Origin of the sequence: Hamadaea flava, from assembly GCF_024172085.1 — a bacterium.
In the GTDB taxonomy this organism is placed as follows: domain Bacteria; phylum Actinomycetota; class Actinomycetes; order Mycobacteriales; family Micromonosporaceae; genus Hamadaea; species Hamadaea flava.
In genome coordinates this window covers 6,335,585-6,359,005 of sequence record NZ_JAMZDZ010000001.1, presented here as the reverse complement: position 1 = coordinate 6,359,005, position 23,421 = coordinate 6,335,585, and the positions used below count along the sequence as shown (strand labels likewise).

General features: G+C 69.7%; 21 protein-coding genes. 3 read left to right on the top strand and 18 right to left on the bottom strand.

What is annotated here, in order from left to right; translation table 11 throughout:
• Positions 1-80 precede the first annotated feature (80 nt).
• Positions 81-854, bottom strand: a complete 774-nt coding sequence (locus HDA40_RS29765) for an enoyl-CoA hydratase-related protein (RefSeq protein WP_253761113.1) — start codon at positions 852-854, stop codon at positions 81-83.
• Positions 855-1,016: 162 nt separating this feature from the next.
• Here HDA40_RS29765 and HDA40_RS29760 point away from each other — a divergent pair, with 162 nt between their 5' ends.
• Complete coding sequence (locus HDA40_RS29760) at positions 1,017-1,544, top strand: DUF6232 family protein (protein ID WP_253761112.1); 528 nt, start codon at positions 1,017-1,019, stop codon at positions 1,542-1,544.
• Between the two features lie 3 nt (positions 1,545-1,547).
• Here the strand turns inward: HDA40_RS29760 and HDA40_RS29755 are convergent, their stop codons facing one another.
• From HDA40_RS29755 to HDA40_RS29675, 17 genes are all read right to left on the bottom strand, one after another.
• Positions 1,548-2,630 (bottom strand): acetate/propionate family kinase, encoded by a 1,083-nt coding sequence (locus HDA40_RS29755; protein WP_253761111.1) that lies wholly within the window; start codon positions 2,628-2,630, stop codon positions 1,548-1,550.
• On the bottom strand, positions 2,627-4,720 hold the full coding sequence (gene pta / locus HDA40_RS29750) for a phosphate acetyltransferase (protein ID WP_253761110.1): 2,094 nt from the start codon (positions 4,718-4,720) through the stop codon (positions 2,627-2,629). The genes HDA40_RS29755 and pta overlap by 4 nt, the downstream gene beginning before the upstream one ends.
• Before the next feature lie 238 nt (positions 4,721-4,958).
• Positions 4,959-6,236: a DUF2786 domain-containing protein gene (locus tag HDA40_RS29745; RefSeq protein WP_253761109.1), complete on the bottom strand. Its 1,278-nt coding sequence runs from the start codon at positions 6,234-6,236 to the stop codon at positions 4,959-4,961.
• 70 nt (positions 6,237-6,306) lie between these two features.
• Positions 6,307-7,236, bottom strand: a complete 930-nt coding sequence (locus HDA40_RS29740; RefSeq protein ID WP_253761108.1) for a DUF3800 domain-containing protein — start codon at positions 7,234-7,236, stop codon at positions 6,307-6,309.
• A gap of 210 nt (positions 7,237-7,446) precedes the next feature.
• The gene (locus HDA40_RS29735) at positions 7,447-8,229 is read right to left on the bottom strand and encodes an HpcH/HpaI aldolase/citrate lyase family protein (protein ID WP_253761107.1); all 783 of its coding nucleotides are present in this window, start codon (positions 8,227-8,229) and stop codon (positions 7,447-7,449) included.
• Positions 8,229-9,401, bottom strand: coding sequence for a CaiB/BaiF CoA transferase family protein (locus HDA40_RS29730; protein WP_253761106.1), 1,173 nt, complete (start codon positions 9,399-9,401; stop codon positions 8,229-8,231). Before HDA40_RS29730 ends, HDA40_RS29735 begins: the two co-directional genes overlap by 1 nt.
• Positions 9,402-9,450: 49 nt before the next feature.
• Positions 9,451-11,250: an SUMF1/EgtB/PvdO family nonheme iron enzyme gene (locus HDA40_RS42270; RefSeq protein WP_253761105.1), complete on the bottom strand. Its 1,800-nt coding sequence runs from the start codon at positions 11,248-11,250 to the stop codon at positions 9,451-9,453.
• Entirely contained in the window at positions 11,247-12,188 is a 942-nt protein-coding gene (locus tag HDA40_RS29720) for a ribokinase (RefSeq protein WP_253761104.1), read from the bottom strand. Before HDA40_RS29720 ends, HDA40_RS42270 begins: the two co-directional genes overlap by 4 nt.
• On the bottom strand, positions 12,185-13,531 hold the full coding sequence (locus HDA40_RS29715; RefSeq protein ID WP_253761103.1) for an ADP-ribosylglycohydrolase family protein: 1,347 nt from the start codon (positions 13,529-13,531) through the stop codon (positions 12,185-12,187). The genes HDA40_RS29720 and HDA40_RS29715 overlap by 4 nt, the downstream gene beginning before the upstream one ends.
• A gap of 193 nt (positions 13,532-13,724) precedes the next feature.
• Positions 13,725-14,900, bottom strand: coding sequence for an ADP-ribosylglycohydrolase family protein (locus HDA40_RS29710; protein ID WP_253761102.1), 1,176 nt, complete (start codon positions 14,898-14,900; stop codon positions 13,725-13,727).
• Positions 14,900-16,198, bottom strand: coding sequence for an ABC transporter substrate-binding protein (locus HDA40_RS29705; protein ID WP_253761101.1), 1,299 nt, complete (start codon positions 16,196-16,198; stop codon positions 14,900-14,902). Before HDA40_RS29705 ends, HDA40_RS29710 begins: the two co-directional genes overlap by 1 nt.
• A gap of 24 nt (positions 16,199-16,222) precedes the next feature.
• Positions 16,223-17,074 carry a carbohydrate ABC transporter permease gene (locus HDA40_RS29700; RefSeq protein WP_253761100.1) on the bottom strand — a complete coding sequence of 284 codons (852 nt, stop codon included), beginning with the start codon at positions 17,072-17,074 and terminating at the stop codon, positions 16,223-16,225.
• Positions 17,074-17,994 carry a carbohydrate ABC transporter permease gene (locus HDA40_RS29695; protein WP_253761099.1) on the bottom strand — a complete coding sequence of 307 codons (921 nt, stop codon included), beginning with the start codon at positions 17,992-17,994 and terminating at the stop codon, positions 17,074-17,076. The genes HDA40_RS29700 and HDA40_RS29695 overlap by 1 nt, the downstream gene beginning before the upstream one ends.
• Positions 17,991-19,007, bottom strand: a complete 1,017-nt coding sequence (locus HDA40_RS29690) for a LacI family DNA-binding transcriptional regulator (protein WP_253761098.1) — start codon at positions 19,005-19,007, stop codon at positions 17,991-17,993. Before HDA40_RS29690 ends, HDA40_RS29695 begins: the two co-directional genes overlap by 4 nt.
• 217 nt (positions 19,008-19,224) lie before the next feature.
• Positions 19,225-19,602, bottom strand: coding sequence for a YccF domain-containing protein (locus HDA40_RS29685; RefSeq protein WP_253761097.1), 378 nt, complete (start codon positions 19,600-19,602; stop codon positions 19,225-19,227).
• Positions 19,603-19,635: 33 nt separating this feature from the next.
• On the bottom strand, positions 19,636-20,247 hold the full coding sequence (locus HDA40_RS29680) for a ribonuclease FAU-1 family protein (protein WP_253761096.1): 612 nt from the start codon (positions 20,245-20,247) through the stop codon (positions 19,636-19,638).
• Positions 20,244-21,086, bottom strand: a complete 843-nt coding sequence (locus HDA40_RS29675; protein WP_253761095.1) for an ABC transporter ATP-binding protein — start codon at positions 21,084-21,086, stop codon at positions 20,244-20,246. The genes HDA40_RS29680 and HDA40_RS29675 overlap by 4 nt, the downstream gene beginning before the upstream one ends.
• Before the next feature lie 322 nt (positions 21,087-21,408).
• Between HDA40_RS29675 and HDA40_RS29670 the strand changes: the two genes are divergently transcribed.
• Both HDA40_RS29670 and HDA40_RS29665 read left to right on the top strand, forming a co-directional pair.
• Positions 21,409-22,389 carry an ATP-binding cassette domain-containing protein gene (locus tag HDA40_RS29670; RefSeq protein WP_253761094.1) on the top strand — a complete coding sequence of 327 codons (981 nt, stop codon included), beginning with the start codon at positions 21,409-21,411 and terminating at the stop codon, positions 22,387-22,389.
• Complete coding sequence (locus tag HDA40_RS29665) at positions 22,386-23,351, top strand: ABC transporter permease subunit (RefSeq protein WP_253761093.1); 966 nt, start codon at positions 22,386-22,388, stop codon at positions 23,349-23,351. The genes HDA40_RS29670 and HDA40_RS29665 overlap by 4 nt, the downstream gene beginning before the upstream one ends.
• Positions 23,352-23,421 lie beyond the last annotated feature (70 nt).

Here is a 23,421-nt window from a genome sequence, read left to right as displayed (position 1 = left end):
GCACCGTTGAGCCGGGGCCGCACCGTTGAGCCGGAGGCCGCGTCATGGGGGATGACGCGGCCTCCCGGACGTCTCGCGCGTCAGCGGCCGGTGAACTCCGCCGGGCGCTTGCCGACGAACGCGGCCATGCCCTCGCGCTTGTCGTCGGTCGCGAAGAGCGCCGCGAACAGCTGCGACTCCCAGGCGAGCCCGCCGGCCAGATCCCGGTCGAGGCCGCCGTCGATCGCCGCCTTCGCCGCCGCGATGGCCTGCGCGGGGCCGCCCACATACGCCCGGACGAGGTTGATCGCCTCGTCGTAGACCTTGTCGGCCGGGACGACCCGGTCCGCCAGCCCGATGGCGAGCGCCTCCGCGGCGTCCACCATCCGGCCGGTGAAGATGATGTCCTTGGCCTTCGCCGGGCCGATCAACCGGGACAGGCGCTGCGTACCGCCCGCGCCGGGGATGATGCCCAGCTTGATCTCGGGCTGGCCGAGCTTGGCGTCCTCGGCGACGACCCGCCAGTCGGCGGCCAGCGCCAGTTCGCAGCCACCGCCGAGGGCGTACCCGGTGATCGCGGCGACCACGGGCTTCGGGATCCGCGCGATGGCGTCGAAGGCGCTGCTCAACGCGCCCGCTCGCTTCGCCATGTCGACGTACGACATGTCGGCCATCTCCTTGATGTCCGCGCCGGCCGCGAACACCTTCTCGCCGCCGTAGATCACCGCCGCCCGGACCGAGTCGTCCGCCGTGATCTGCGCGGCGACCGCCCGCAGCTCCTCCTGGACCTGGATGTTCAACGCGTTCATCGGCGGCCGCTCCAGCCGGATCGTGCCGATGCCGTCGTTGATCTCCAGGCGTACCAGTTCGCCCATGTTGTGTCACCCACTCCTGCTGGCCGCCCGGCTCGCAGCGGCGTCAGCCGCTAGGACCGTGGCGGGCACCTTGTCATTCTCGGGTCGCCCGTTCGAGCCGAGCATATGGGGCGCGGACGGGCTTGGCGTGCGAGGATGGTTCCACGTTGATGGGGGTCAATCTTGATCGTTTACTATCGAGATCGGCACGTCCAGGTCACCTCCGAGGCGCTGCACGTCGGCGAATCCCGGATCCCCCTGGCGCGACTGCAATACGTCTGGCATCGCGAAGGTGTGGCCGAGCCCGCCGTACGCCTTCGCCGGACCCAGCGCGGCGTGATCGGTTTCGCACTGATCGTCGGCGCGCTGCTCGCCCTGATCGGCGTGCTCTACGTGTTCGCCGGGGTCGTGGGCCAGGCGGCCGGCGCCGGGCGCGTCCTGCTGCCGTTGGCCGGCGTGGTGGCGCTGATCGGCTTCGCCGGCCCGCTGCTGGAGATGGCTCTGCACCGCGTCGATCACAGCGTCGACCAGGGCCATCAGGTGCACGAGATCTGTGCGGTGATCGACGGCGTGGAGCGCCGCCTGATCCGGATCGCCGACACCCACCGGTTCGGCAAGATCTATCGAGCGCTGGAACGGGCACTCGAAGACACCGAAGGGGGCGCGCTCGAAGCGGCCGAATTCGCCCAAGGCTCCGAGGACGGCACCTGACCGTCAGCTGACCGCCGCGAGGGTCTGCGTGGCGATCTCCAGCTCCTCCTCGGTCGGGACGACGAGGACGGCGATGTCCGCCCCGTCCGGCGAGATGACCGTCTCCCCGGCCGCGTTGCGTACGGGGTCGACCTCGATGCCCAGCCGTTCCAGCCCGGCCAGCGACGCCGCCCGGACCACCGGCGCGTTCTCACCGACTCCGGCGGTGAAGGTGATCGCGTCCAGCGCCCCGAGCTGGGCGTAGTACGCGCCGACATAGGACTTGATCCGGGTGCAGTAGACGTCGAAGGCCAGCTGGGCACGTTCGTCGCCCGCCGCGACCCGGGACAGCACGTCCCGCATGTCGTTGACGCCGCTCAGGCCCTTCAACCCGGATCGCTGATTGAGCAGCTCGTCCACCTCGTCGAGACCCATCCCTCCCACGCGAACCAGGTGGAAGACGACGGCCGGATCGATGTCGCCGGACCGCGTGCCCATGACCAATCCGGGCAACGGCGTGAATCCCATCGAGGTCGTCACGCTCCGGCCCGCCCGCACCGCGCACGCACTCGCGCCATTGCCGAGGTGCAAGGTGATCACGTTCGCCTCGGGTTTGCCGAGCAACTCCCCCGTACGCCGGGACACGTACGCGTGCGACGTCCCGTGGAACCCGTACCGGTGAATGCCGAAGCGCTCGGCGACCTCGTAGTCCAGGGCGTACGTGGCCGCCGCGGGCGGCATGGTCCGGTGGAACGCGGTGTCGAAGACGGCCACCTGCGGCACCTCCGGCAGCAGCTTGCGGGCGACTTCGATGCCGGTCAGGTTCGCCGGATTGTGCAACGGCGCCAACGGGATCAGGTCGCGTACCACGGAGATCAGCTCGTCGTCGACGAGACTGGGCGCGGAGAACCGCGTACCACCGTGAACCACGCGATGGCCGACCGCGACGAGGCCGGTGAGGTCGAGCTGCGCCAGGATGTCGCGCAGCGCCGCCTCGTGATCGGTGACGCGCTCCGCGATGCCTTTCGCGAGCGTCTCGCCGTCGTCGAAGAGCCGGTATTTCACGGACGACGACCCGCAGTTCAGCACGAGAACCCGGCCGGTCACGAGGCCGCCTGGATGGCGGTGATCGCGACCGTGGAGACGATGTCGCGGACGGTGGCGCCGCGCGACAGGTCGTTGACCGGCTTGCGCAGGCCCTGCATGACCGGGCCGACCGCGACCGCGCCCGCCGAGCGTTGCACCGCCTTGTACGTGTTGTTGCCCGTGTTCAGGTCCGGGAAGATCAGCACGGTGGCGTGCCCGGCGACCTCGCTGCCCGGCATCTTCGTGGCGGCCACGCTGGGGTCGACCGCCGCGTCGTACTGGATCGGGCCGACCACCGGCAGGTCCGGCCGGCGCTTGCGCACCAGCTCGGTGGCGTGCGCGACCTTGTCGACGTCCGCGCCGAACCCGCTGATCCCGGTCGAGTAGGACAACATCGCGACCCGGGGCTCGACCCCGAACCGCTCAGCCGTCGCCGCGCTGGAGATCGCGATGTCGGCGAGCTGCTCCGGGTTGGGGTCCGGATTGATCGCGCAGTCCCCGTACACCAGTACGCGATCCGCCAAGCACATGAAGAACACGCTCGACGCGATGGACACCCCCGCCGCAGTCTTGATGATCTCGAACGCGGGCCGGATCGTGTCGGCGGTCGGATGCACACAGCCGGAGACCATCGCGTCGGCACGTCCGCTCTGGACCATCAGCGTGCCGAAGTAGTTCACGTCGCCGACCTGGTCCCACGCCTTGTCCACGGTCATGCCCTTGTGCTCGCGCAGTTTGGCGTACGTGGCGGCGAACTCGTTGCGCCACTGGCTCGCGTTGGGGTCGACGATGCGCGCCCCGGAGTCGTCGAGCCGGAGGTCCAGCCCCAGGTCCCGGGCCTTTTCCCGGATGACGTCGACCGGGCCGAGCAGCGTCAGCTCGCACACGCCGCGCCGCAGCAGCTGCTCGGCCGCGCGCAGCACCCGCTCCTCGGTGCCCTCCGGCAGCACGACGTGGCGCAGATCCTCCCGCGCCCGTTCGATCAGCTCGAACTCGAACATGAGCGGCGTCACGCCGTCGGACCTGGTCACATCCAGCCGGGCCGTCAACTCGGGAACGTCCACAGACGCCTCGAACGCGCCGATCGCGGCGGTCACCTTCCGCTGATTCTGCGCCGTCAACGCACCCTCAAGCCCGGTGAGCCGGCCGACGGTGTCGAAGCTGTCCTCGCGTACCGATATCACCGGAACCTCGCCCCGGAACCTCCCGACCAGCGAGACCACCCGCGGGTCGGGCTCGATGCCCAGCGTCAGCACCAGCCCGGAGATCGACGCGAGGCCCGCGAAATGCGCGGCCATGGCCGCGACGATCAGGTCGGACCGGTCACCCGGAGTGACCACCAGACAGCCATCACCCACGTGGTCGAGGAACGTCGGCACGGTCGCGCCACCGACCACGATGTCCAGCACGTCCCGGTCCAGCGCCTGCGGCGAACTGCCCAGCAGCGGCGTGGCGTTCAGCACCTGCACAACCTCCGCGACCGTCGGGGCGCTCACGGCCGCGACGCGCGGAACGGCATAAACCGGCGTTCCATCAAGATCAGCTTGTACGCCAGAACGCAGCTCAGGCGCGACGCGATTGGCCACGATCGCGACCACCGAATGACCGGCCACCGCCTGCCGAGCACCCCGGATCGCAGTGTCGAGGTCCGCCGCGCTCCGGCCGTCGCCGTCCACCACGGGCAGCAGCGGAGCACCCAGCTCCCGGGCCAGCCGAAGATTCATGCCCAGCTCGTCGGGGAACGTCGGCTCCCCCTCGCCACCGTCCGGCGCACCGAAGTCGGTGCCGACGATCACCACCGCGTCACAGCCGCGCTCGACCTCGTGGAACCGTTCGAGGATCAGCCCGACCATGGCGTCGACCTGCCCCCGGGCCAGCATCAACGCCGCCTCGTCATACCGGACGCCGGTCGCGGCAGCAGCCGGTGGCATCCCGTAATGATCTCGCAGCAGCGCCACGATCGGATCGTCGTCCTTCCGCGTGAACGGCCGGAACACCCCGATCCGGCGTACGCGTCGGGACAACAACTCCGCCACGCCGAGAGCGATGGCCGACTTGCCGCCGCCCGCATCCAGGCCGGTCACGTACACGCTGCGCGCCACGTAGATCACTCTACTTCCGCCGCGCCGAGGCCACTCTGCTTACCTGCCTCGGCGGGCATGCGGCATGATCACGGTCAATTCCATGTCGCTATGGCACCGCAGAAATGACCATGATCATGGACAGCCATGATCAGCCCAGCCGCTTCCCGCAGCCCTTGGCCACTCGCGGAGGGCTTACTCCGGCCCTCGGGGGGCGGCTCGTCGTGGTTCTCGGGGGGCTCGTCGTGCTTCCGGGGACGGCGGCGCGCTATTCGCGGACGGCGCGGCGGCCGTGGAGATCGGCGCGGTCGGCGGCGGCCCGGCCCTCGGCCCAGCCCTGCCGGTTCGACACGGTGATCGAACGGGTCTTGAGCGCCGGGAACAGCTCCTGGAACTTCGCGGCGACCTCCTCACTCCGCGCCTTCAGCACCGGCAACAGCGTGCTCTCCCCCACGTCCCGGATCGTCTCGCTGACCGCCGTCTCGGTCGCTCCCCGCAGCCGCTCGCCGATGCGCTGGGCGTACGCGGTGAGGAAGGCCAGCCGGAACGACCGGGTGTTGTTGCGCCCGAACCGGTCCTGCTTCGGGCCGGACTGCGTCATCGCCGCCACGGCCTGCACCAGCAACGACGTGAACAGCAGCTCGACGGAGTCCAGATCGCCGGGGAACCCGGTGACAGTGGCGAACCCGTAATACTCCATCCACACCGAGCGGCAGCCGTTCGCCTCGGCCACCGCCTGAAGCAGCAGCGTCTTCGCCGCCTCATAGGGGTTGTCGATCGGAATCCGCCGGACAGCGGGCTCGTCCTTGCCACCCGTCCGCGCCATCAGCAACGCGAAGTCGATGCTGTGCCGGGTCATCAACTCCTGCGCCTTGGCCGTGTACGCCTCCGCCTCCTCCGGGAAGGTCGTCGACTCCGCCTTCGCCAGCAGCGCGCGTACGCGGTCGAGCATCTTCTGGTCCACCGTCTTCGGCGAGACGTGCTGCGGCCGCGCCTCGCCCGGCAACGGGCCCTGGAACGGCAGACCCGGCAGCCGCCGGAGGTGCCAGATGGTCTGAATCACGAGCTGCGGATCGGCCTGCCCGACCGCGCCATCCCGGTTCGCGTCGTCGCCCGGGTTCGCCGGTTCATCTGGGCCCGCAGCCTTGCCGGGGCCGCCAGGATCCGCCGCTTTGCCGGGGCTCGCGGCGCTGCGGGGTTTCGCTGTGATCTGCGCGAGTTGCGCCTGCCAGCGTTCGTCGACCGTGGCCGGGGCATAGGCCCGTGTCTGCGCGAGCATGGCCGCCCCGGCGAGCCGGGCGTGCTCCTCGGTCAACGCCTTCTTCACCGACCGGTGCAGCTCGAACGGCTGCCACCCGCGCTGCCACACCGCCAGCACCTCGGCCTGCATCAGCGCGAACACCGCCGCCGACGCCCCAGGGCGCGCAGCCAGCGCCTGCACCGCCCGGGTCAGCTCAGCCGGCCGCCGCGCGTCGTACGCGAAGACGCCCTCAGCGACGATCCGCTCCACGATCTCGCGCTCGGTCGGCATGCGCTTGTCCCCCACCGCATCCCCCTCCGTCGCGAGCCGTTCCGAGCCGTTGTGAGCCGTCGCGAGCCCAACCGCCTCAGCAACCCTATCGGGCCGGGCTGACGCTTCCAGCCGTCGCCGCCGCGCCCGCCTGCACCGGGATGGTGATCTCCAACTCCCCCTCGCTCACCACTTCCGCGCCGAATCCGCTCGCCCCGAACAGCATCGCGCTCGGCCGAGTGGCCACCGCATCGCTCACGACGATCCCGCCCCGCGCCCGGCCGGTTTCGTCGAAGTAGCGGAACGGGAACGCCTGCAAGGCGTTCCCATGTTTCTCGCGTACCTCGGCGTAGCGAGGCGAGTCGTGGATCGTGCCTGGCGAAGCGCCGTAAGCCGCCGTCACGATAGGCAACGTGATCATGGAGGCGAGCATGTCCGCGATCTGAATTCCCGCGTGATTCCGGCTGTCGGCAAAGGCAAGCACCTCGGGAATTCGACGGCAGGGATCGTCGACAGCTCCATGTTTCGCCGTGAAGATCGAATGCGCCAGCATCCTGTCCTGACGTTCGCTTCGCCCATCCGCATAGATGAACCCCAGCGAACTCGAACGCTCCAGATAGCGCGAGAACTGGCTTGCGATGTGCCACACCGAATCGGTGTAAGTGCGGTCGGGATCCAATCTCTCACCCGGCCGCTTGATCCACACCCGGCCGACCACCTGACAACCGAAGCGACTCACCAGCTCCAGCAGCCCGGTCCGCGCATGATCGGCATGCCGACGGCTGTCTCGTGAATTGCTCCGCGTCTGGTGGAGAAGCCGTGCGCCCTTGATCTCGTTGAGGATGTCGTCATAAGACGGCTCGCCGGGGAACCTCGCCGGGAAGTACTCCCGCTTGAAGTCCATGAAGGCGAACGTCAGCGACCGGAGAACGTCGGCGTCGACGATCACTCCGAGAACGATCATGGCCGGCGTGGCCGACGGATGGCCGTCGGGCGGCTCGACGCCGCCTGACTCGTCGAGATAGAGCAGATGCACCCGTGGACGATAGGCCCACCGATAAGGACAGAGCAATACCGCATTTGATCTGTGGATAACGCTACCGCATTCTGTGGATAAGAAAGGCGGTACTCGTGATCCCATGACCCCGGAAACGCTGAAGGCCACCTCGCGGTGGCATTCAGGGGGCGCTTTCGGCTTTCGCCTACGACGTGCTGACAGATTAGCCGACCGGCATCGCCGGCGCAACTAGGAGAAGCGGGCGGCCAATTCGACCGTACGCCGCGCCGCCGCCACCATTGCGATATCCACGAATCGGCCGTCGGAAAGGACAGCAGTCCCCGCATCCGGATCGAATGCGGAGAGCAACTCTGCCGCCTTTTCCACCTCGGGTTCACTCGGCCGGAACGCCTCGACGATGACGGGCAGTTGCCGGGGGTGGATGGCGGCCCGCCCGAGCAGACCGAGCCCACGCCCGGTGACGCAGGACGCAGCCAGCCCATCCAGGTCGGAGACGTGCGGGTAGACCGACATCGCTGGCGGGCCGAGTCCGGCGGCCCGCGCGGCGACGACGACGCGGGATCGGGGCCAGGCTAGCCCGGCCTCGGCGGAGACGTGCAGATCGGCGCTCAGGTCGGCCTCGCCGAGCCCGATCGAGCCGTCCGGCCCGCAAACGGTCGCGATCTCGAACGCCGCCTCGACACCACGGGCCGACTCGATCAGCGCGTGCACCGGGACTCCGGCGACCGCGGCGGCCCGGACCGCCTGGGGCGTCTCCACCTTCGGGACGCGTACGCCGGCCAGGCCGGGCAGCCCCGTCAAGGTGTCGAGCTGTTCGAACGCGCTGATGCGTACCTGGACCGGCACCGAGTGGGTGGAACCGAGCAGGTCGGTCACCGCGTCCAGGGCGTACGCCTTCCGAGCGGGCGCAACGGCGTCCTCCAGGTCGACGATGACCGTGTCGGCGCCGGAGGCGAGCGCCTTGCGGAAGCGTTCGGGCCGGTCGCCGGGTACGTAAAGCCAGGTCAGCATCAGACCACTCCTCGTTCGCGCAGGCCGGCTATCTCCTGTTCGGTCAGGCCGAGGTCGGCGAGGATCGCGTCGGTGTCGGCGCCGTGCGGGCGGCCGGCCTCACGGATCTCGCCGGGGGTGGCGGAGAGCCGGAACGGGACGTTCTGCATGAGCAGTTCACCGCCTTCGGCCGTGGGCACCTCGACGAACGTGCCGAGGGCGGCGAGCTGGGGATCCTCGGCGAGTTCGGGGACCTCGTAGACGGGGCCGACGGCCGCGTCGGCCTCCGCGAACGCCTTCAGCACCAGGGATCGGGGGCGGGCCGCGATCCAGTCGGCGACCGCCTTGTCGAGCAGGTCGACATGTTGGGCGCGCCCCGCACCAGTGGCGAACCACGGTTCGTCGACGACTTCGGGCAGCCCCACCAGGCGCATCACCCGCTCGGCGACCGACGTCGCACTGGTCGAGACCGCGACCCAGTGCCCGTCCGAGCACCGGTACGCGTTCCGCGGCGCGTTGTTGGCCGACCGGTTGCCGAGCCGGGGTGAGACGTAGCCCAGCTCCTTCCACCAGGTGACCTGGGGGCCCAGCATCGCCATGATCGGCTCGACCAGGGAGAGGTCGACGACCTGCCCGGCGCCGGTGACGTCCCGGGATCGCAGTGCAAGGAGGACGGCGTACGCCGCGGACAGGCCGGTGACCGAGTCGGCGAGCCCGAACGGGGGCAGCGTCGGCGGCCCACCCGGTTCGCCGGTCGCCATCGCGAACCCCGACATCGCCTCGGCCAGCGTGCCGAATCCGGCGCGCGAGGCGTAGGGCCCGGTCTGGCCGAACCCGCTGATCCGGGCGATGACCAGGCGCGGGTTCACCTCGTGGAGCACCTCCGGGCCGAGTCCCCAGCGTTCGAGGGTGCCGGGTCGGAAGTTCTCCACGAGGACGTCGGCGTCGGCGAGCAGGCGCTTCAGCAGCTCCGCACCCTCCGGTGTGGACAGATTCAGCGTGCCGCACCGCTTGTTGCGCATGAGGACGCGTCCCCACAATCCGCCGGGGCCATGACCACGGGCGGTGTCGGGCACCTTCGGATGCTCGATCTTCACGACGTCGGCGCCGAAGTCGCCGAGGAACGCCCCCGCGAGCGGGCCGGCGATGACGGTCGCGACCTCGACGACCTTGATGCCGTCCAGCGGCTTCATGCGGCCACCGCCCGTCCGTCAGCGACCAGATGGCGAGAACTCTGGCCGGTCACGGGAGGTCCACCGCGATCCGGAAGCCCACGCTGGGCGAACGGTCCAGCCCCAGGCCCATGAGCAGCAGCTTGATGCTCACCTCGGGCGGCTGCGGGCCGCCGTCGAAGTACCACATCGAGCCCTCGGCACGATGGGCGCTGCCGCCCTTGAGGATCACGAACCGCGTACGCCCGTCGCTGTGTTCGCTCTCGGTCAGGTTCCACACGAGCGGGTCGCGCCGGTCGATGACACCCAGTTCGGCCGCCACCTGCCATTCGTCCTCGGTCGGCAGACGCGCGCCCGCCCAGGCGGCGTACGCCCGGGCCTCGGCGAGCGTCACCTTGGTGACCGGCGCCTCGGGATCGGCGACCGGCCACGGCCCGACTCCGACCGCCTCCCGGTACGCGGCGAACTCAGCCGCGCTGACCTCCAGTTCACCGATCGCGAACCGGCCGAGGTCGACCCGGCGTCGCAACGTCGCCGTGTCGTGCAGGCGAGGCGGCAGCGGCTTCCACTCGTCGACGAACGGTGCCTCACCGTAGAGGCCGGTCTCACGACGGCGATGGCGCACGATCAGGTCCCCGCGACCGGCCGGCACCTCGACGAAGCCGCTCGGCGGGCGCTCGACCGCGGCCGCCCGGTGCGGTACGCGTACCGCGGCGCGAGCCGGGAAGCCGGATTCGGCCATGGTCGCCGAAGACTGTTCTCCCGAGGACGTCGCCCAGGCGACGGCTCCGGCGGCCAGCTGCCCCGAGGCCACGACGCTACCGCCGTCGACGATCCAGGGACCGTCATAGTCCGGCCCCCGGTTGACGATCGTCCACAGTGTCTCGCCGTCGAGGTCCCACCGGGAGGCGTACACCGCCGTCCCGGCGGGATGACCGGCCAGCGGCGTCCACTCGGCTTCCCGGAAGAACCGCGCGTGCGTCGACCACGTCTGGCGCATGAACCGCAGCAGTGCCTTGTCCCGCTCCGACCAGCCGACCCAGACGCCGAACACCGATTCCCAGACGAGCAGGCCGGTGCCGTTGAACCAGGCCGATTGAAGCTCTTCGAGGTGGTCGCGATGCCAGCGGCGGGTGTGGTGCAGCATGTGCCGGGGCTCGAACCACTTCGCCCGCAGGACGCCCGGAACATCCGAATCGGCGAACCACTGCGCCCAGGACATCGTGTGGTCCTGGATCCGATCCAGTGGCACACGCGACTCCCCGGCGAGCACGATCTGCGGGGGCAACGCGTCGACCAGCTCGGCCGCGGACTTCAAGGTGTCGAGGAAGACCCCGTCGACCCCTAGGTCGGCGACCAGTGTGGCGACCTCGTCGGCCGAGCCGCCGTCCCACGGGTTGTAGTCGACGAAGACTTTCACGCCGCGAGCCTGGAAGGCCCGCACGACGTCGGCCAGGCCGGGGACGTCGCGATAGAAGGCGAACTGATCGCGATCGTCCAGTCCGATCACCGGGTATGCGTGCCACAGCACGATCCCGTCGAAGCCGCCGAACTCCTCGATCGACGTGTCGACGAACGCGTCGACGGTGAACTCACCGGTCGCGTGGTCGAACAGCGACTCGTCCCAGAGCCAGACGAGGGCGACCGCGAAGCAGTCCAGCGGCACCTGCTCGTAGCGCGATCCGTCGTAGTCCAGGCGCTCGCGGGCGGACTTACGCCAGCGAGCGAGCGCGTTACGCCAGGCGGGCCACTGCGCGGGGTCCTCCGGGGCGGCGAAGATCTTCGCCTCGTCGAGGACGGAGAGGTCGGCGTCCAGGTCCAACGGAACGGTCGTCGGCTGATCGATCGGCCGGGGCACGTAGGGATTCACGGCTTGACCGCCAGCTTGTCGATCTCCTCCCGCAACGCCAGCGAGCTGGAGGCGCCCAGCCGCGTCGCGCCGATCGCACCGGCCGCGCAGGCCCAGGCCAGCGTGTCGGCGATCGGTTTACCCTCCGTGTACGCCACGGCGAACGCGCCGACGAAGCCGTCCCCGGCGGCGGTCGTGTCGACGGCGTCGATCTTCGGCGCGGGGATCTGCATCCAGGTGCCTTCGCGGTCGGCGTAGAACGCCCCGTCCGCGCCGACGGTGAGCACGACCTTCGGCGCGATCTGCCGCAACCGCTCCATCAGCGAGTACGCGTGCATGCCGCGGGCTGAGGCGCTCGGGCTCCGCCGGGCCGAACTGTCGATCTTGTCGCCGAGGACCATCTGGGCCTCGATGAGGTTCACGATCAGGACGTCGACCAGCGAGAGCAACTCGACCGACAGGCTCCGGGCCGGAGCGGCGTTGAGGAGCACCGGAACACCGGCGTCCCGGGCGACCTGAGCGGCCTCCTGCACGGTCTCCAGCGGAATCTCGAGCTGCATCACGAGCGCGTCGGCGGCCGCGATCGCCGTCCGGTCGGCTTCCGTCAGAGCGGTCAGTTTCGAGTTCGCGCCCGGCGCCACCACGATGAGGTTCTCGCCGTTGTCGTCCACGGCGATGAGCGCCACCCCGGACGGGCCGGGTTCGGTCCGCAGCAGGGACAGGTCGAGCCCCGCCTGCGCCATGTTGTCGCGTACCTGCTGGGCGAAGGCGTCCTGGCCGACCGCGCCGACGAACGTGACCTCCGCCCCGGCGAACTGCGCGGCGATCGCCTGGTTGGCGCCCTTGCCGCCCGGGACGGTCGTGAAGCTCTCCCCGAGGACGGTCTCACCCGGCCGCGGCAGAACGGCTGCGGTCGCGACGAGGTCGAGATTCACGCTGCCGACGACGACGATCTTCATGTGCTCACCTTCATTGTGCGTTCGGCCAACTCGGTGAAGGTCACCTTGTCGCTGCCGGGAATGCTGGTCCGCAGGGTGTCGCGCAGCGGCGCGGCCCAGTGGTCGGGAACGGCTCCGGCCAGGGCGGCGGTGATCGCGCCCACGGTCGCGCCGTTGGAGTCGGTGTCGCAGCCCGCGCTCACCACAGCGCAGACCGACGCGGCGAAGTCGCCGCCGTGGTACTCCAGCGCGGCCGCGACGAGGGCGGCGTTGGGCAGAACGTGCACCCAGTGGCGCTTGCCGTAGCGGGCGTAGATCTCGTCGACCACGCCTTCCCAACTGTCGCCCCGGGTAGCCAGGTCACGGCCGTCCATGATGGCGTTGGCGAATCGGCTCACCGGAGGCACGACGGATTCCCCGGCATCGAGCACGTCGTCGATGTTGTCGGCGGTGAGCGCGGCGCTGCTCATCGCGGCGACCCACATCGCGCCGTAGATCCCGGCCCGGACGTGGCTCACCGAAGCGTCCCGGTACGCACACTCCGCCGCCAGATCCGGTCGTCCGGGATGGATCCAGCCGTAGAGGTCGGTGCGGATCTGTGCCCCGATCCACTCCCGGAACGGGTTCCCGCGCAGCGCGGTCTCCGGCGGCGTGTGGCCGAGCAGCAGATTCCGGTACGCGATCCGCTCGGCCGTGAAGACGCGCCCGCCCGGAAGCTCGTCGAGCCAGGCCTGGGCGACGTCGTCGGCGGTGAACCCCGGACCGCACCGCTCCACAAGCCGCAGCGCGATGAGGGTGTAGTTGAGGTCGTCGTCCTCCGGCATCCCGTCGCTGACGCCCGCCGCGAGCGGCTCGGCGAGGCTCGTCGGGGCGGATCGCCGGTTCCACGGCCAGCGCCGGGTGACCTCGTCGGGCACCGAATCGCCGGCGATGTAACCGGTCAGCGGCCACTGCCCGCTCGACTGCAGGATCTCCCGGATGCCTTCCCGGGGAATCTTCTCGACCGGCTTGCCGAGTACGCAACCCGCCGCGCGCCCGACCCACGCGGCATGCAGCCGCTCCAGGTCGTGCCGCGGCTGCTGCCGCGGAACATTGCGCCACAACGCTTTGACGCCCGCGAAGTCGTCGGGTTCGCCGGGGCGGACCGGCATCGGCTGCTCGTCGAGCGCGGCCATCAGTTTCTCCGCGAGCGCGTGCAGCTCAGGCGTCGCGGGCGTGGCCGAGGCGCCGCTGCTGCCCGCGGTGAGCGATCCGCCTGCGTCCAGCCACCGCCAAGTCACCTTCGAGACGTCTTTGCCCAGGTCACGGGCGGTCACCAGCTCGTGGGAGAGCAGGTCTTCGGGCTGAACCCAGCTCAATCGCATGGGCATCAAGCTACCGCCGACCACTGACAACGAACCGGGAATCGTTGCGGCATCCGGGATATCGCGGCCTCACGACGCTGTGAGACCGCGTTATCCCGGATATCGCGGGCTTCCCCGGCGACAAGTCCGCCAGGGGAATGATCATGAACTCCGGGGCTGCGACACACCGCCGACAACGACCATAAGTTCATGATCAACCCACCGGGTCCCGGGGAGCCGGAGCGGCAGCGGGAGCGGAGAGGAGCGAGCCGACAGACTGAGCACGGGCGGAAGCCCGCGCGAAGTCGGAGGCGAGCACCTCGGAGGCGACGAGCGCCAGCGAGGAGCCGACAGCGGCCAAGTCCAGCCGAGACTCCGCAGACACCTCAGCGACCCAGGAAGCGGGCACCCCGTCGATCCCGTGCAAAGCCCCCGCGATGGCCCCCGCCATGCTCGCGATCGAGTCCGCGTCACGGCCGTAGTTGACCGAGCCGAGGATCGTGTCGCGTACGTCGCCGCCGGAGACGGCGAGCATGCCGAGTGCGATGGGCAGTTCTTCGATCGCGTGCAGCCGGGACGCGCGGCGCGCGCCCAGTCCGGGTTCGCGGTACGCCTCTCCGACCGTGTCGAACGGTGCCATCGCGGCCCGCAACCCCTTAACGGTCGCCATATCCAAGCAAGACCGAGAGGCGTACCCGTTGGCGGCGGTGAGCACCGCGGAGATGGCGGCCCGGGTGCCGTCTCGGGCCACCGCGAGGGCCGCCGTGAGCACATCGTCCACAGTGGCCGACGGAACGACGGCCGCCGCGACGCACGCGGCCATGACCCCCGCGGCCTCGCGGCCGAAGCTGTGCTGGTGCGCCCCGGCCAGCTCGATGGCCTCCCGGTACGCCGCCACCGGATCGCCCGCGTTGACGATGCCGACCGGCGCGATGTACATGGCGGCGCCGCAGTTGACGGCGTTGCCGGTGCCCGCCTCGCGGGGGTCGGCGTGGGCGAAGTGGAGCCGGGTGATCAGGTGCCGCTCGCCGGCCGCCAGCCGGTGCAGCGCAACGGTTTCGCGTTGCAGGTCGGGCACCCACACGAGGTGTTCCAGCAGATCGGGCACGAGCAGCCCGGCCATGTCGTACGCGTCCAGGTGGTCCCGCTTGCGGGCGTACGCCCGGACGAGCGCGTGGGTCACCAGGGTGTCGTCGGTGATCCGGCCGTGCCCCTTGGCGTAGGGCGCGGTCGGCTTGTCTTCAGGCGCCCGCATCGGCGGGACGATCCCCGTGACGGGCCCGCCGTAGCGGGCCCGGATCTCTTCAGCCGAGTGGCCCTCGACGGCGCCGCCGAGGGCATCACCCACGGCGGCGCCGGCGAGGCACCCGATGCTCTTGGCGAGGAGCACTACTTCAGGACCTGCTTTCCGCCATCCTCCAGCGTCTTCGCCAGCTGATCGATCGAGATCTTGTTGGCGAAGTACTGCTGGAGCGCCGGGGTGGCGATCTTCGACTTCCACTCGGAGTAGCCGGCGGCCCGCTGGAACGGCGCCTGCACCAGGGTGTCGGCGCTGGCCACGGCCACGTCCCAGCCCTGCTTGCCCTGAGTGGACTGGACGAGCTGCGCGCCGGCCGCCTTGCCGGTCGGCACCAGCCAGTCGCCGTGGGCCAGCTTGGCCATGTTGGTGGCGTTGAGGAAGTTCGCGATGAACTTCATGGCCTGGGTCTTGGCCTTGGAGTCCTCGCTGATCGAGATGGTCTGCGGGTTGGCCGCCTGGTTCTGCGAGGTGCCCTTGAGCGCCGGCAGGGTCACCCACTCGAAGTCCTTGGGCGCCTGCTCGATCATCTGCTGGCGCAGGTAGATCGAGCCCGGGAGCATGGCGTACTTGCCGCCGAAGAAGCCCGGCAGCGGGTCGGTGCTGCCGAACGACAGCGCCTCGGGCGACGCGGACTTGTCGACGTAGACCATGTCGTGGATGCGCTGCGGGATCGCCTTCTCACCGTCGCCGACCTTGACGGTCCACTTGCCGCCCTCCTCGTAGAAGAAGGCGCCGTCGTAGTTGAGGGCGAGGTTCATCACGCGGTTGGTCGGCGACTTCAGCGCCCAGGCCACGCCGTACTGACCCGGCTTGGTCAGCTTCTTGGCGTTGGCCGCGAACTCGTCCCAGGTCCACGGGGCGTTGGCGGCGGGCACCGTGACGCCGGCCGCGTCGAGCAGCTTCTTGTTGGCCAGCACGACCTGCGACTCCAGCAGGAACGGCACGCCGACGACCTTGCCGTCGACGGTCACGGTCTGCCAGACCTTGTCGGAGATCTCCGACTTGAAGTCGGCGGGCAGCAGCGAGCTGAGGTCGGCGAGGTAGCCCTGCTTGGCGAACTCGCCGAGCGCGGCCGACTCGTAGTGGATGATGTCCGCCGCGTCGCCGCCCTCGAACGAGGTCAGCAGCTGGTCGTGGACGGAGTTCCAGTCACCCTGCACGTACTCGATCTGGATGTCGGGGTTGGCCTTGTTCCAGTCGTCGACGATCTGCTTGTTCGCGGCCAGCGACTCCTTCTGCCAGGCGAGGCTGAGGAACCGCAGCTTGACCGGGCCGGTCGACTCCGGCTCCTTGTCGTCACCGCACGCCGCGAGGAAGGCGGCCGTCGCGACCAGGCCGGGCAGGGCCAGCAGCGATCTTCTGTTGATGTTCACGGGCGATCTCTCCATTGAGGTTTTCCCATCCATAGCCGTTTAACCCTTGACCGCGCCCGCCAGGGAGCCTTCGGCGAGACGCTTCTGGAGCACGGCGAAGAAGACCAGGCTGGGCAGCGTGGCCAGCAGCGAACCCGCCGCCAGCGGCCCGAGCCGCGCGATCCCCTCCACCCCGACGAATCGAGCCAGCGTCACCGGCAACGTCGCCAGTTCGGGGCTCTTGAGCAACACCAATGCGAAGAAGAACTCGTTCCAGGCGCTGATGAAGGCGAACAGCGAGGTCGCCACCAGGCCCGGCGCGAGCAACGGGGCCACCACCCGGCGGAGCACTTGAAGCCGGGACGCGCCGTCGACCGACGCGGCCTCCTCCAGCTCGCGCGGGATGCCTCGGACGAAGCCCTGGAGCATCCACAACGCGAACGGCAGCGACCAGGTGACGTACACCAGGATCAGGCCGAACCGGGTGTTGGTCAGGCCGGCCTCCCGCAGGATCAGGAACAGCGGGATGACCAGCAGGACGAACGGGAACAACTGGCTGACCAGCACCCAGCCGAGGGTGATCGTGCTGAGCCGGGTCTTGAAGCGCACCAACGAGTACGCCGCCGGCAGCGCCAGGAGCACGGTCAGCGCCGCCGACGCGGACGCGACGATGAGGCTGTTCAGCGCCGAGCGCGCCAGATCCTGCTCCGTGAACGCCGTGACGTAGTTCTGCAACGTCGGGTGCTTCGGGATCAGGGTCGGGTGCAGCTCGACCATCTCGCGCGGCTCCTTGAAGCTGATCGACAGCAGCCAGACCAGCGGGAAGCCGAGGAAGACCAGGTAGCAGCCGAGCGTCAGGTACTGCGCGGCTCGTTTAAACGTTTTCACCGAAGCCGTGCGGGAACGGGCCATCAGTTTGCCTCCCGGAGGCGGCGGCGCAGGTACACCGCGAGGAGCGCGACGATGAGGAGGACCATGACGTTGCCCAGCGCGGCCGCGTATCCGTAGTGGCCGTAGCGGAACGCCTCCTCGTAGGCGAACAGCATGGGCAGCATCGTCTTGCCGCCCGGCCCGCCTGCGGTCAGGACGTAGACCAGGCCGAACGAGTTGAAGTTCCAGATGAAGTCCAGGCTGGTGATCGCGACCACGACCGGCGCGAGCGCGGGCCAGGTGACCGCCCGGAAGCGCCGGAACGCCCCGGCTCCGTCCATCTGGGCCGCCTCGTGCAACTCCCGTGGCACGCCTTGCAATCCGGCGAGCAGGACGATCGTCGTCTGCGGCAGCCCGGCCCAGATCCCGACCAGGATCACCGCGGGCAGGGCGGTGCTGAAGTCGCCCAACCAGTTGTGCCGCAACCCGTCCAGGCCCACTCGCGAGAACGCCTCGTTCAGCATGCCCGCGTCCGGGTGGTAGACGAGCTTCCACATGATGCCGACCACGACCGGCGGCATCGCCCACGGCACCAGCGCCAGCGTCCGCGCCAGCCAGCGCAGCCGCAGCGGCTGGTTGAGCAGCCCGGCCAGGCCCAGGCCCAGCCCGAACTGCAGGATCGTCACGGCGAAGGCCCAGATCAGGCCCACCTTGAAGGCGTCCCAGAACTGCGTGTCCTGCACCAGCTCCTGGTAGTTCTCCAGACCCGTGAAATTGATGTCCACGTTCCGCCCGGCTCGCGCGTCGGTGAAACCCAGGAACACACCGCGGAGCAACGGCGCCGCGGACAGCATCACGACTGGGAGCAGGGCAGGCAACAACAGGAGATACGCGAAGCGCTTGTTCTGGTCGCGCGATGGCTGACGCGTCGCGCGCGGGGTCTCTTCGAGCGTGGCCGTCATGCGGACTCCCGGCGGACGAGGGCGGGGGCGATGCTCTCCCGGCGGGCGGGCAGCGTCGGATCGTCCAGACGGGACAGCAGAAGTTGGGCCGCCTTGCGGCCACGGGCCGCCGCGCCGAGGTCGACGCTGGTCAGCCGGGGGAACGTGAGCTCGGCGATGTCGGTGTTGTCCATGCCGACCAGCGCCACCTCCTCAGGTACGCGAATGCCCGCCTCCAGCAGCGCGTGCAGCGCGCCGGCGGCGATGAGATCGTTGGCGGCGAAGATGGCGTCCGGTCGGGTGCGGTTGAGCAGCCGCCGGGTCGCCTGAAGTCCGGCGTCGAAGGTGAACTCGCCGTTCTCCACGCCGACCGGTTCGTGGCCGTGCCGGGCGAGCGCGGCGCGGAATCCGGCGTCACGGTGCGCTCCGGGCACCGTGTCCGGGGCGCCGTTGATCAGGACGATCCGCGTACGCCCCAGCTCGACGAGGTGGTCGACGGCGAGGGCGACGCCGGCGATGGAGTCCGCGCGGACGTTGTCGATCGGGGTCTCGTCGGGCAGCTGACCGACGACGACCACCGGCACCGCCGTACGCCCCAACTCGTGCAGATGCGCTTCGGTGACCCGCAGCGGCGACATGATCAGGCCGTCGACGTAGCGCCGGGCCAGCCCGCGCAACAGCTCGGTCTCGTTCGCCGTGTGCGCGTTGGTGGCCTGGATGAGCAGCTGCCGGCCGGACCCGGCGATCTCCTGCTCGATCGCGCGCATCATCTGCACGTAGACCGGGTTGCCGATGTCGGCCACGGCCAGCCCGATCAGCCCCGTACGCTGCGCCTGAAGCGATCGCGCGATGGCGTTGGGCACGTAGCCCACGCGTTCGGCGGCCGCCTTGACGCGGGCGGACAGCTCAGGGCTGCCCCCTAGTCCGTTCAGCACCCGGCTGGCGGACGCGATCGAGACTCCCGCCAGGTCGGCGACGGTCCGGACAGTGGCCGGACCGGTGTGAGTCCCATGTTGGAAACGTTTCCGTCCCACGTGCGACGCCTCCGGGAAACTTTTGGCGAACTTTCCCGGGAGCTTTCCTCACGTTGTGGCGACCGCAACATCATCCGTTCGGCCGGTTCTCGTGCCACCTGCCCTGCCACACCTAGCCAGGATTCCCAGCAGATCACGGTTACACCTGCGATCTTGAGCGGTTTTAGCAGGCATAACCGTGATCTGCCGCCTAAGACGGGGGCGTCCGGGCGGGGCGTCAGGGCTTGGCGACGATCTCGCGGCCGAGCGGCCACAGCGCGGCGGGCACGAGCTTGAAGTTGGCGATGCCGAACGGGATGCCGATGATGGTCAGGCACTGGGCGATACCGGTCACGACGTGCGTGAGGGCCAGCCACCAGCCCGCGATGATCAGCCACACCACGTTGGCGATGGTCGAGGCGATGCCCGCGCTCGGCTTCTCGGTGATCGTGTAGCCGAACGGCCACAGCGCATAGCGGGCCAGCCGGAACGAGGCGACCCCGAACGGGATCGTCACGATGAAGATGAAGCACAGCACACCGGCGAAGGCGTACGCGAGAGCGAGCAGGAAGCCGCTCCCGAAGATGAACCAAAGGATGTTCAGGATGGTCCGCATCCTCTGATCATCCCGCGTGGGCGCAAGCGTTGTTCAGCGGTTGGCCCAGGGAACCGATTCCCAGCCGTCAGGCAGCGCCCGGGGCGTCCAGGACGGGTCCGGCTCCCAGGTCGCCCAGCTCTCGTCCCACCAGCGCGCCCCCGCGTCGAGCCGGGCGGCGATCCGGTCGCCTTCGGCCTGGATCTCGGAGACCCGGCCCGGGTAGCGCAGTTCGCCGGTGCGGGCGAACTCCTCGACGTCCTTCCACTCCCACGAGGGCGCGCCGGCGGGCCAGACGATGTCCAGCTCGTGGTCGAGGGTGTCGAACCCGATGGGCGTACGCCGTGGCGCGTCCTGCAGGTTGAAGTACCACCCGGTGAACCGCCGCTCCGGGCCCGTCCAGAACACGAAGATCGCGTGGTCGACGTCCGCCCAGTGCAGCGAGAGCAGGCCGTGGCCCTGCCAGCTACGGTGCCCGGCTAGGTCCCACGGATGCCGGCCGGCCGGGAACTCGCCGTCCGGGAACGCGAACGGGCTGCCGGGTGGCTGATAGGTCACCAGCAGGTCGCCGTCGTCCTGTACGCAGATCGACGGCGACGCGAACCACAGTTCGCCCCGGATCACCTCACGGCGTACGACGGTGTCCCCAGGGCGGAAGAGCGTCAAGACGCTCGGGCGCTGAACCGCCCGTCCTCGTAACTCACCTTCAAGGGGACGCCGAAAGTCGCCGACAAGTTGTCGCCGGTGATCACCTCGTCCAGCAGCCCGGCCGCCACGACCCCGCCTTGGCGCAGCAGCATGGCATGGGTGAAGTTCGGCGGAATCTCCTCCACATGGTGCGTGACCAGCACCAACGCCGGAGAGTCCGGATCCGCCGCGACCCGGGCGAGCCGGCCGACGAGGTCCTCGCGACCGCCCAGATCCAGACCGGCGGCCGGTTCGTCGAGCAGCAGCAGTTCGGGGTCGGTCATCAGCGCCCGCGAGATCTGCACGCGCTTGCGCTCGCCCTCGGAGAGGGTGCCGTAGAGCCGCTCGGCCAGGTGCCCGACGCCGAACTGCGCCATCAGCGCCTCCGCCCGGGCCAGGTCCCCGGGGTCGTAGTCCTCTTTCCACCGGCCCATGACCGACCAGGCGGCGGTGACGACCACGTTGCGGACGATCTCGTCGGCCGGGATGGTCTCGGCCAGCGCCGCGGTCGACAGACCCACCCGCGTACGCAGCTCGTGCAGGTCGGTCCGGCCGATCCGCTCGCCCAGGACGTGCATCGTGCCACTGGTCGGGTGCGTACGCCCGGCGGCCAGATTGATCAGGGTGGTCTTCCCGGCGCCGTTGGGGCCGAGCACGACCCAGCGTTCGTCCAGCTCGACCCGCCAGGTCAGGTCACGCAGCAGGTGCTGGCCGGAGCGCGTGACGACCACGTGATCGGCCGCGACGGCCAGATCCGGGTCGTCCGCGGCGGGAAGGTCGTCCACGACGGGTGGGTCGGGAAGCTGATCGTGCGCCACGGGGCTATCAAATCAGCTACACCGCGAGCGAGTACGCCCGGGGCCTCGCCCGCCGGGGTCCATCACAAGATCGGCGGCGACCGACGATCAGCCCGCCCTCGCCACCAAGAATGGCGGCCACCGACGATCATGGAGCCCCGAACCGCCGAGATCGGCGGCCACCGACGATCATGGCGTGCACCGCCGCCTGACGCAGACGCGGCGGCCTCGGGCAGCGCGGAGGTCCGTCTTACCTGCTCGATCACGCGGCCATCGTAGCGAGCCACAGAAATCAGCCGATCGGTTGGAAACTCGCGATGCCTCCGCCGACGTCATAGCGGGCATGACAGCGGTGATCGAGATACGCGGATTGCGGAAGACCTTCCGCAGGCTGCGCGGCGGCGGGAAGGTCGCCCTGGACGGCTTCGACATGACCGTCGAGGCGGGCCAGGTGCACGGCTTCCTGGGGCCGAACGGCTCGGGGAAGACGACGACGTTGCGGACGCTGCTCGGGCTGGTCCGCGCCGACGCTGGAGAGATGACCGTGCTGGGCCGGCCGAGCGGAGACTACGCCCAGGTGGCCCACCGGGTGGGTGCGATCGTGGAGAGCCCGGCGTTCTTCGAGAACTTCACCGCGCGCAAGACGTTGGCGCTGCTCGCTACGGCGGGCGGGGTGGCGGCTCCGCGAGTGGACGAGGTGCTCGAGCGGGTCGGCCTGCGCGATCGGGCCGACGAGCGGGTGAAGACCTTCTCGCTCGGCATGAAGCAGCGGCTCGCGGTGGCCTCCGCCCTCCTCAAGGCCCCGGAGCTGCTCATTCTGGACGAACCGGCGAACGGACTCGACCCGGGCGGCATCCACGAGATGCGCACGCTGCTGCGCGATCTCGCTGCGGAGGGCGTCACGGTGCTGGTCTCCAGCCACATCCTGAGCGAGATCGAGCAGGTCTGCGACACAGTCACGATCATCTCGCGCGGCCGCCGCGTGGTCGCGGGACCCGTCGGCGACGTGCTGGCCGAGCATTCCAAGGGCGAATATCTGGTACGCGTGAAGCAGCTGGACCGGGCTCGCGAAGTCCTCGAAGGGGCGGGCCTGACCGTCTCGGCGACCGACGGCCACCTGGTCGTGGCCGGGGTCGCCGACGCGGCCGAGATCAGCGAGGCGCTCGGCCGGGCCGAGGTGTGGCTGACCGAGCTGACCCCGATCGGGGCCGATCTGGAGAGCGTCTTCCTGGACCTGACCGCGACCCGCCCGCTGCCGGGGGCGTACCGGCAGGTCGACGACGCGGTGCGGGTGCAGTCCAGCGAGATGGAGGTCGTCGCGTGAAGGGCAATCTGCTCCGGGCCGAGCTGCAACGGCTGTTCTCCCGGCGGTTCGTGCAGATCCTGACGGCCGTGATGATCGGCGTGTTCGGGGTGACCGTCGCGGTGACCATGGCGGGCAGCCACCAGCCGACCGCCGCCGACTGGGCGAGCGCGGTCATGCAGGCCAACTCCGAGAACGAGATCCACCGACAGCTCTACGACGAGTGCGTGGCCGCGCATTCGCCCGACTCGACGGCCGTCGAGCGGGCGAAGTACCCGAACGTCTGCCGGCTGACCGTCGTACAGCCCGAGGACTTCCTCTACGACACCTACGTCTTCAAGACGTCGATCCGGCCGCTGATCGGGTTCCTGGCGGCGTACCTGGCGTTGTTCGGGTTCCTCGTCGGGGCCACCTTCATCGGGGCCGAACTGGCCAGCGGCGGTGCGACCAATCTGCTGCTGTGGCGGCCGGAGCGCGTACGCGTCCTCGGGGCGAAGCTGGCCGTCCTGCTCGGCTCGGTCGGCCTGTTCTCGGTCGTGTTCTCGGCGATCTACGTCGCGACGTTCTACGGCATCGCCCAGGCGACCGGCTACGTCGGCGGGATCGACTCCGACTTCGTCGGCAACCTCGTCGTCCTCGTCGCTCGCGGTGTCGCGCTGGCCGTGATGGTCACCGCGGTCTCTTTCGGGGTCGCCACCGTCGGCCGGCACACCGCCGCCGCCCTGGGCCTGCTCACGGCGTACGCCGTCGTCTGGGAGGCCGGGGCGCGCCTGGTCATGGAGGTGCTCGGCTATCGGCCGCAGGAGCCCTGGTTCCTGTCGACCTACGTCGGCACCTGGATGACCGGCTCCTTGCAGTACTACATCAGGTACGACGAGTACGGGCACGTCGAGTGGTGGCAGGGCGCGGTTGTGCTCGGGACGCTCGTCGCGGTGGTGCTGGCGACCGCGTTCGGCGTCTTCCGCCGCCGCGACCTCGCCTAGCCCTTTACGGGTGCAGATCAGGGACGTGCAGGCTTCCGGAGGCTCCGGTAGGCCGCACATCCCTGATCTG

Coding starts and splice junctions, on each gene's coding strand:
- HDA40_RS29735 (WP_253761107.1), bottom strand. CDS start 8,229: ATGCTGACCTGGCTTTACGTACCCGGCGACCGGCCCGAACGCTTCCGC.
- HDA40_RS29730 (WP_253761106.1), bottom strand. CDS start 9,401: ATGAAGCCGCTGGACGGCATCAAGGTCGTCGAGGTCGCGACCGTCATC.
- HDA40_RS29700 (WP_253761100.1), bottom strand. CDS start 17,074: ATGGCCCGTTCCCGCACGGCTTCGGTGAAAACGTTTAAACGAGCCGCG.
- HDA40_RS29705 (WP_253761101.1), bottom strand. CDS start 16,198: ATGGAGAGATCGCCCGTGAACATCAACAGAAGATCGCTGCTGGCCCTG.
- HDA40_RS29720 (WP_253761104.1), bottom strand. CDS start 12,188: ATGAAGATCGTCGTCGTCGGCAGCGTGAATCTCGACCTCGTCGCGACC.
- HDA40_RS29670 (WP_253761094.1), top strand. CDS start 21,409: ATGACAGCGGTGATCGAGATACGCGGATTGCGGAAGACCTTCCGCAGG.
- HDA40_RS29685 (WP_253761097.1), bottom strand. CDS start 19,602: ATGCGGACCATCCTGAACATCCTTTGGTTCATCTTCGGGAGCGGCTTC.
- HDA40_RS29715 (WP_253761103.1), bottom strand. CDS start 13,531: ATGCGATTGAGCTGGGTTCAGCCCGAAGACCTGCTCTCCCACGAGCTG.
- HDA40_RS29765 (WP_253761113.1), bottom strand. CDS start 854: ATGGGCGAACTGGTACGCCTGGAGATCAACGACGGCATCGGCACGATC.
- HDA40_RS29695 (WP_253761099.1), bottom strand. CDS start 17,994: ATGACGGCCACGCTCGAAGAGACCCCGCGCGCGACGCGTCAGCCATCG.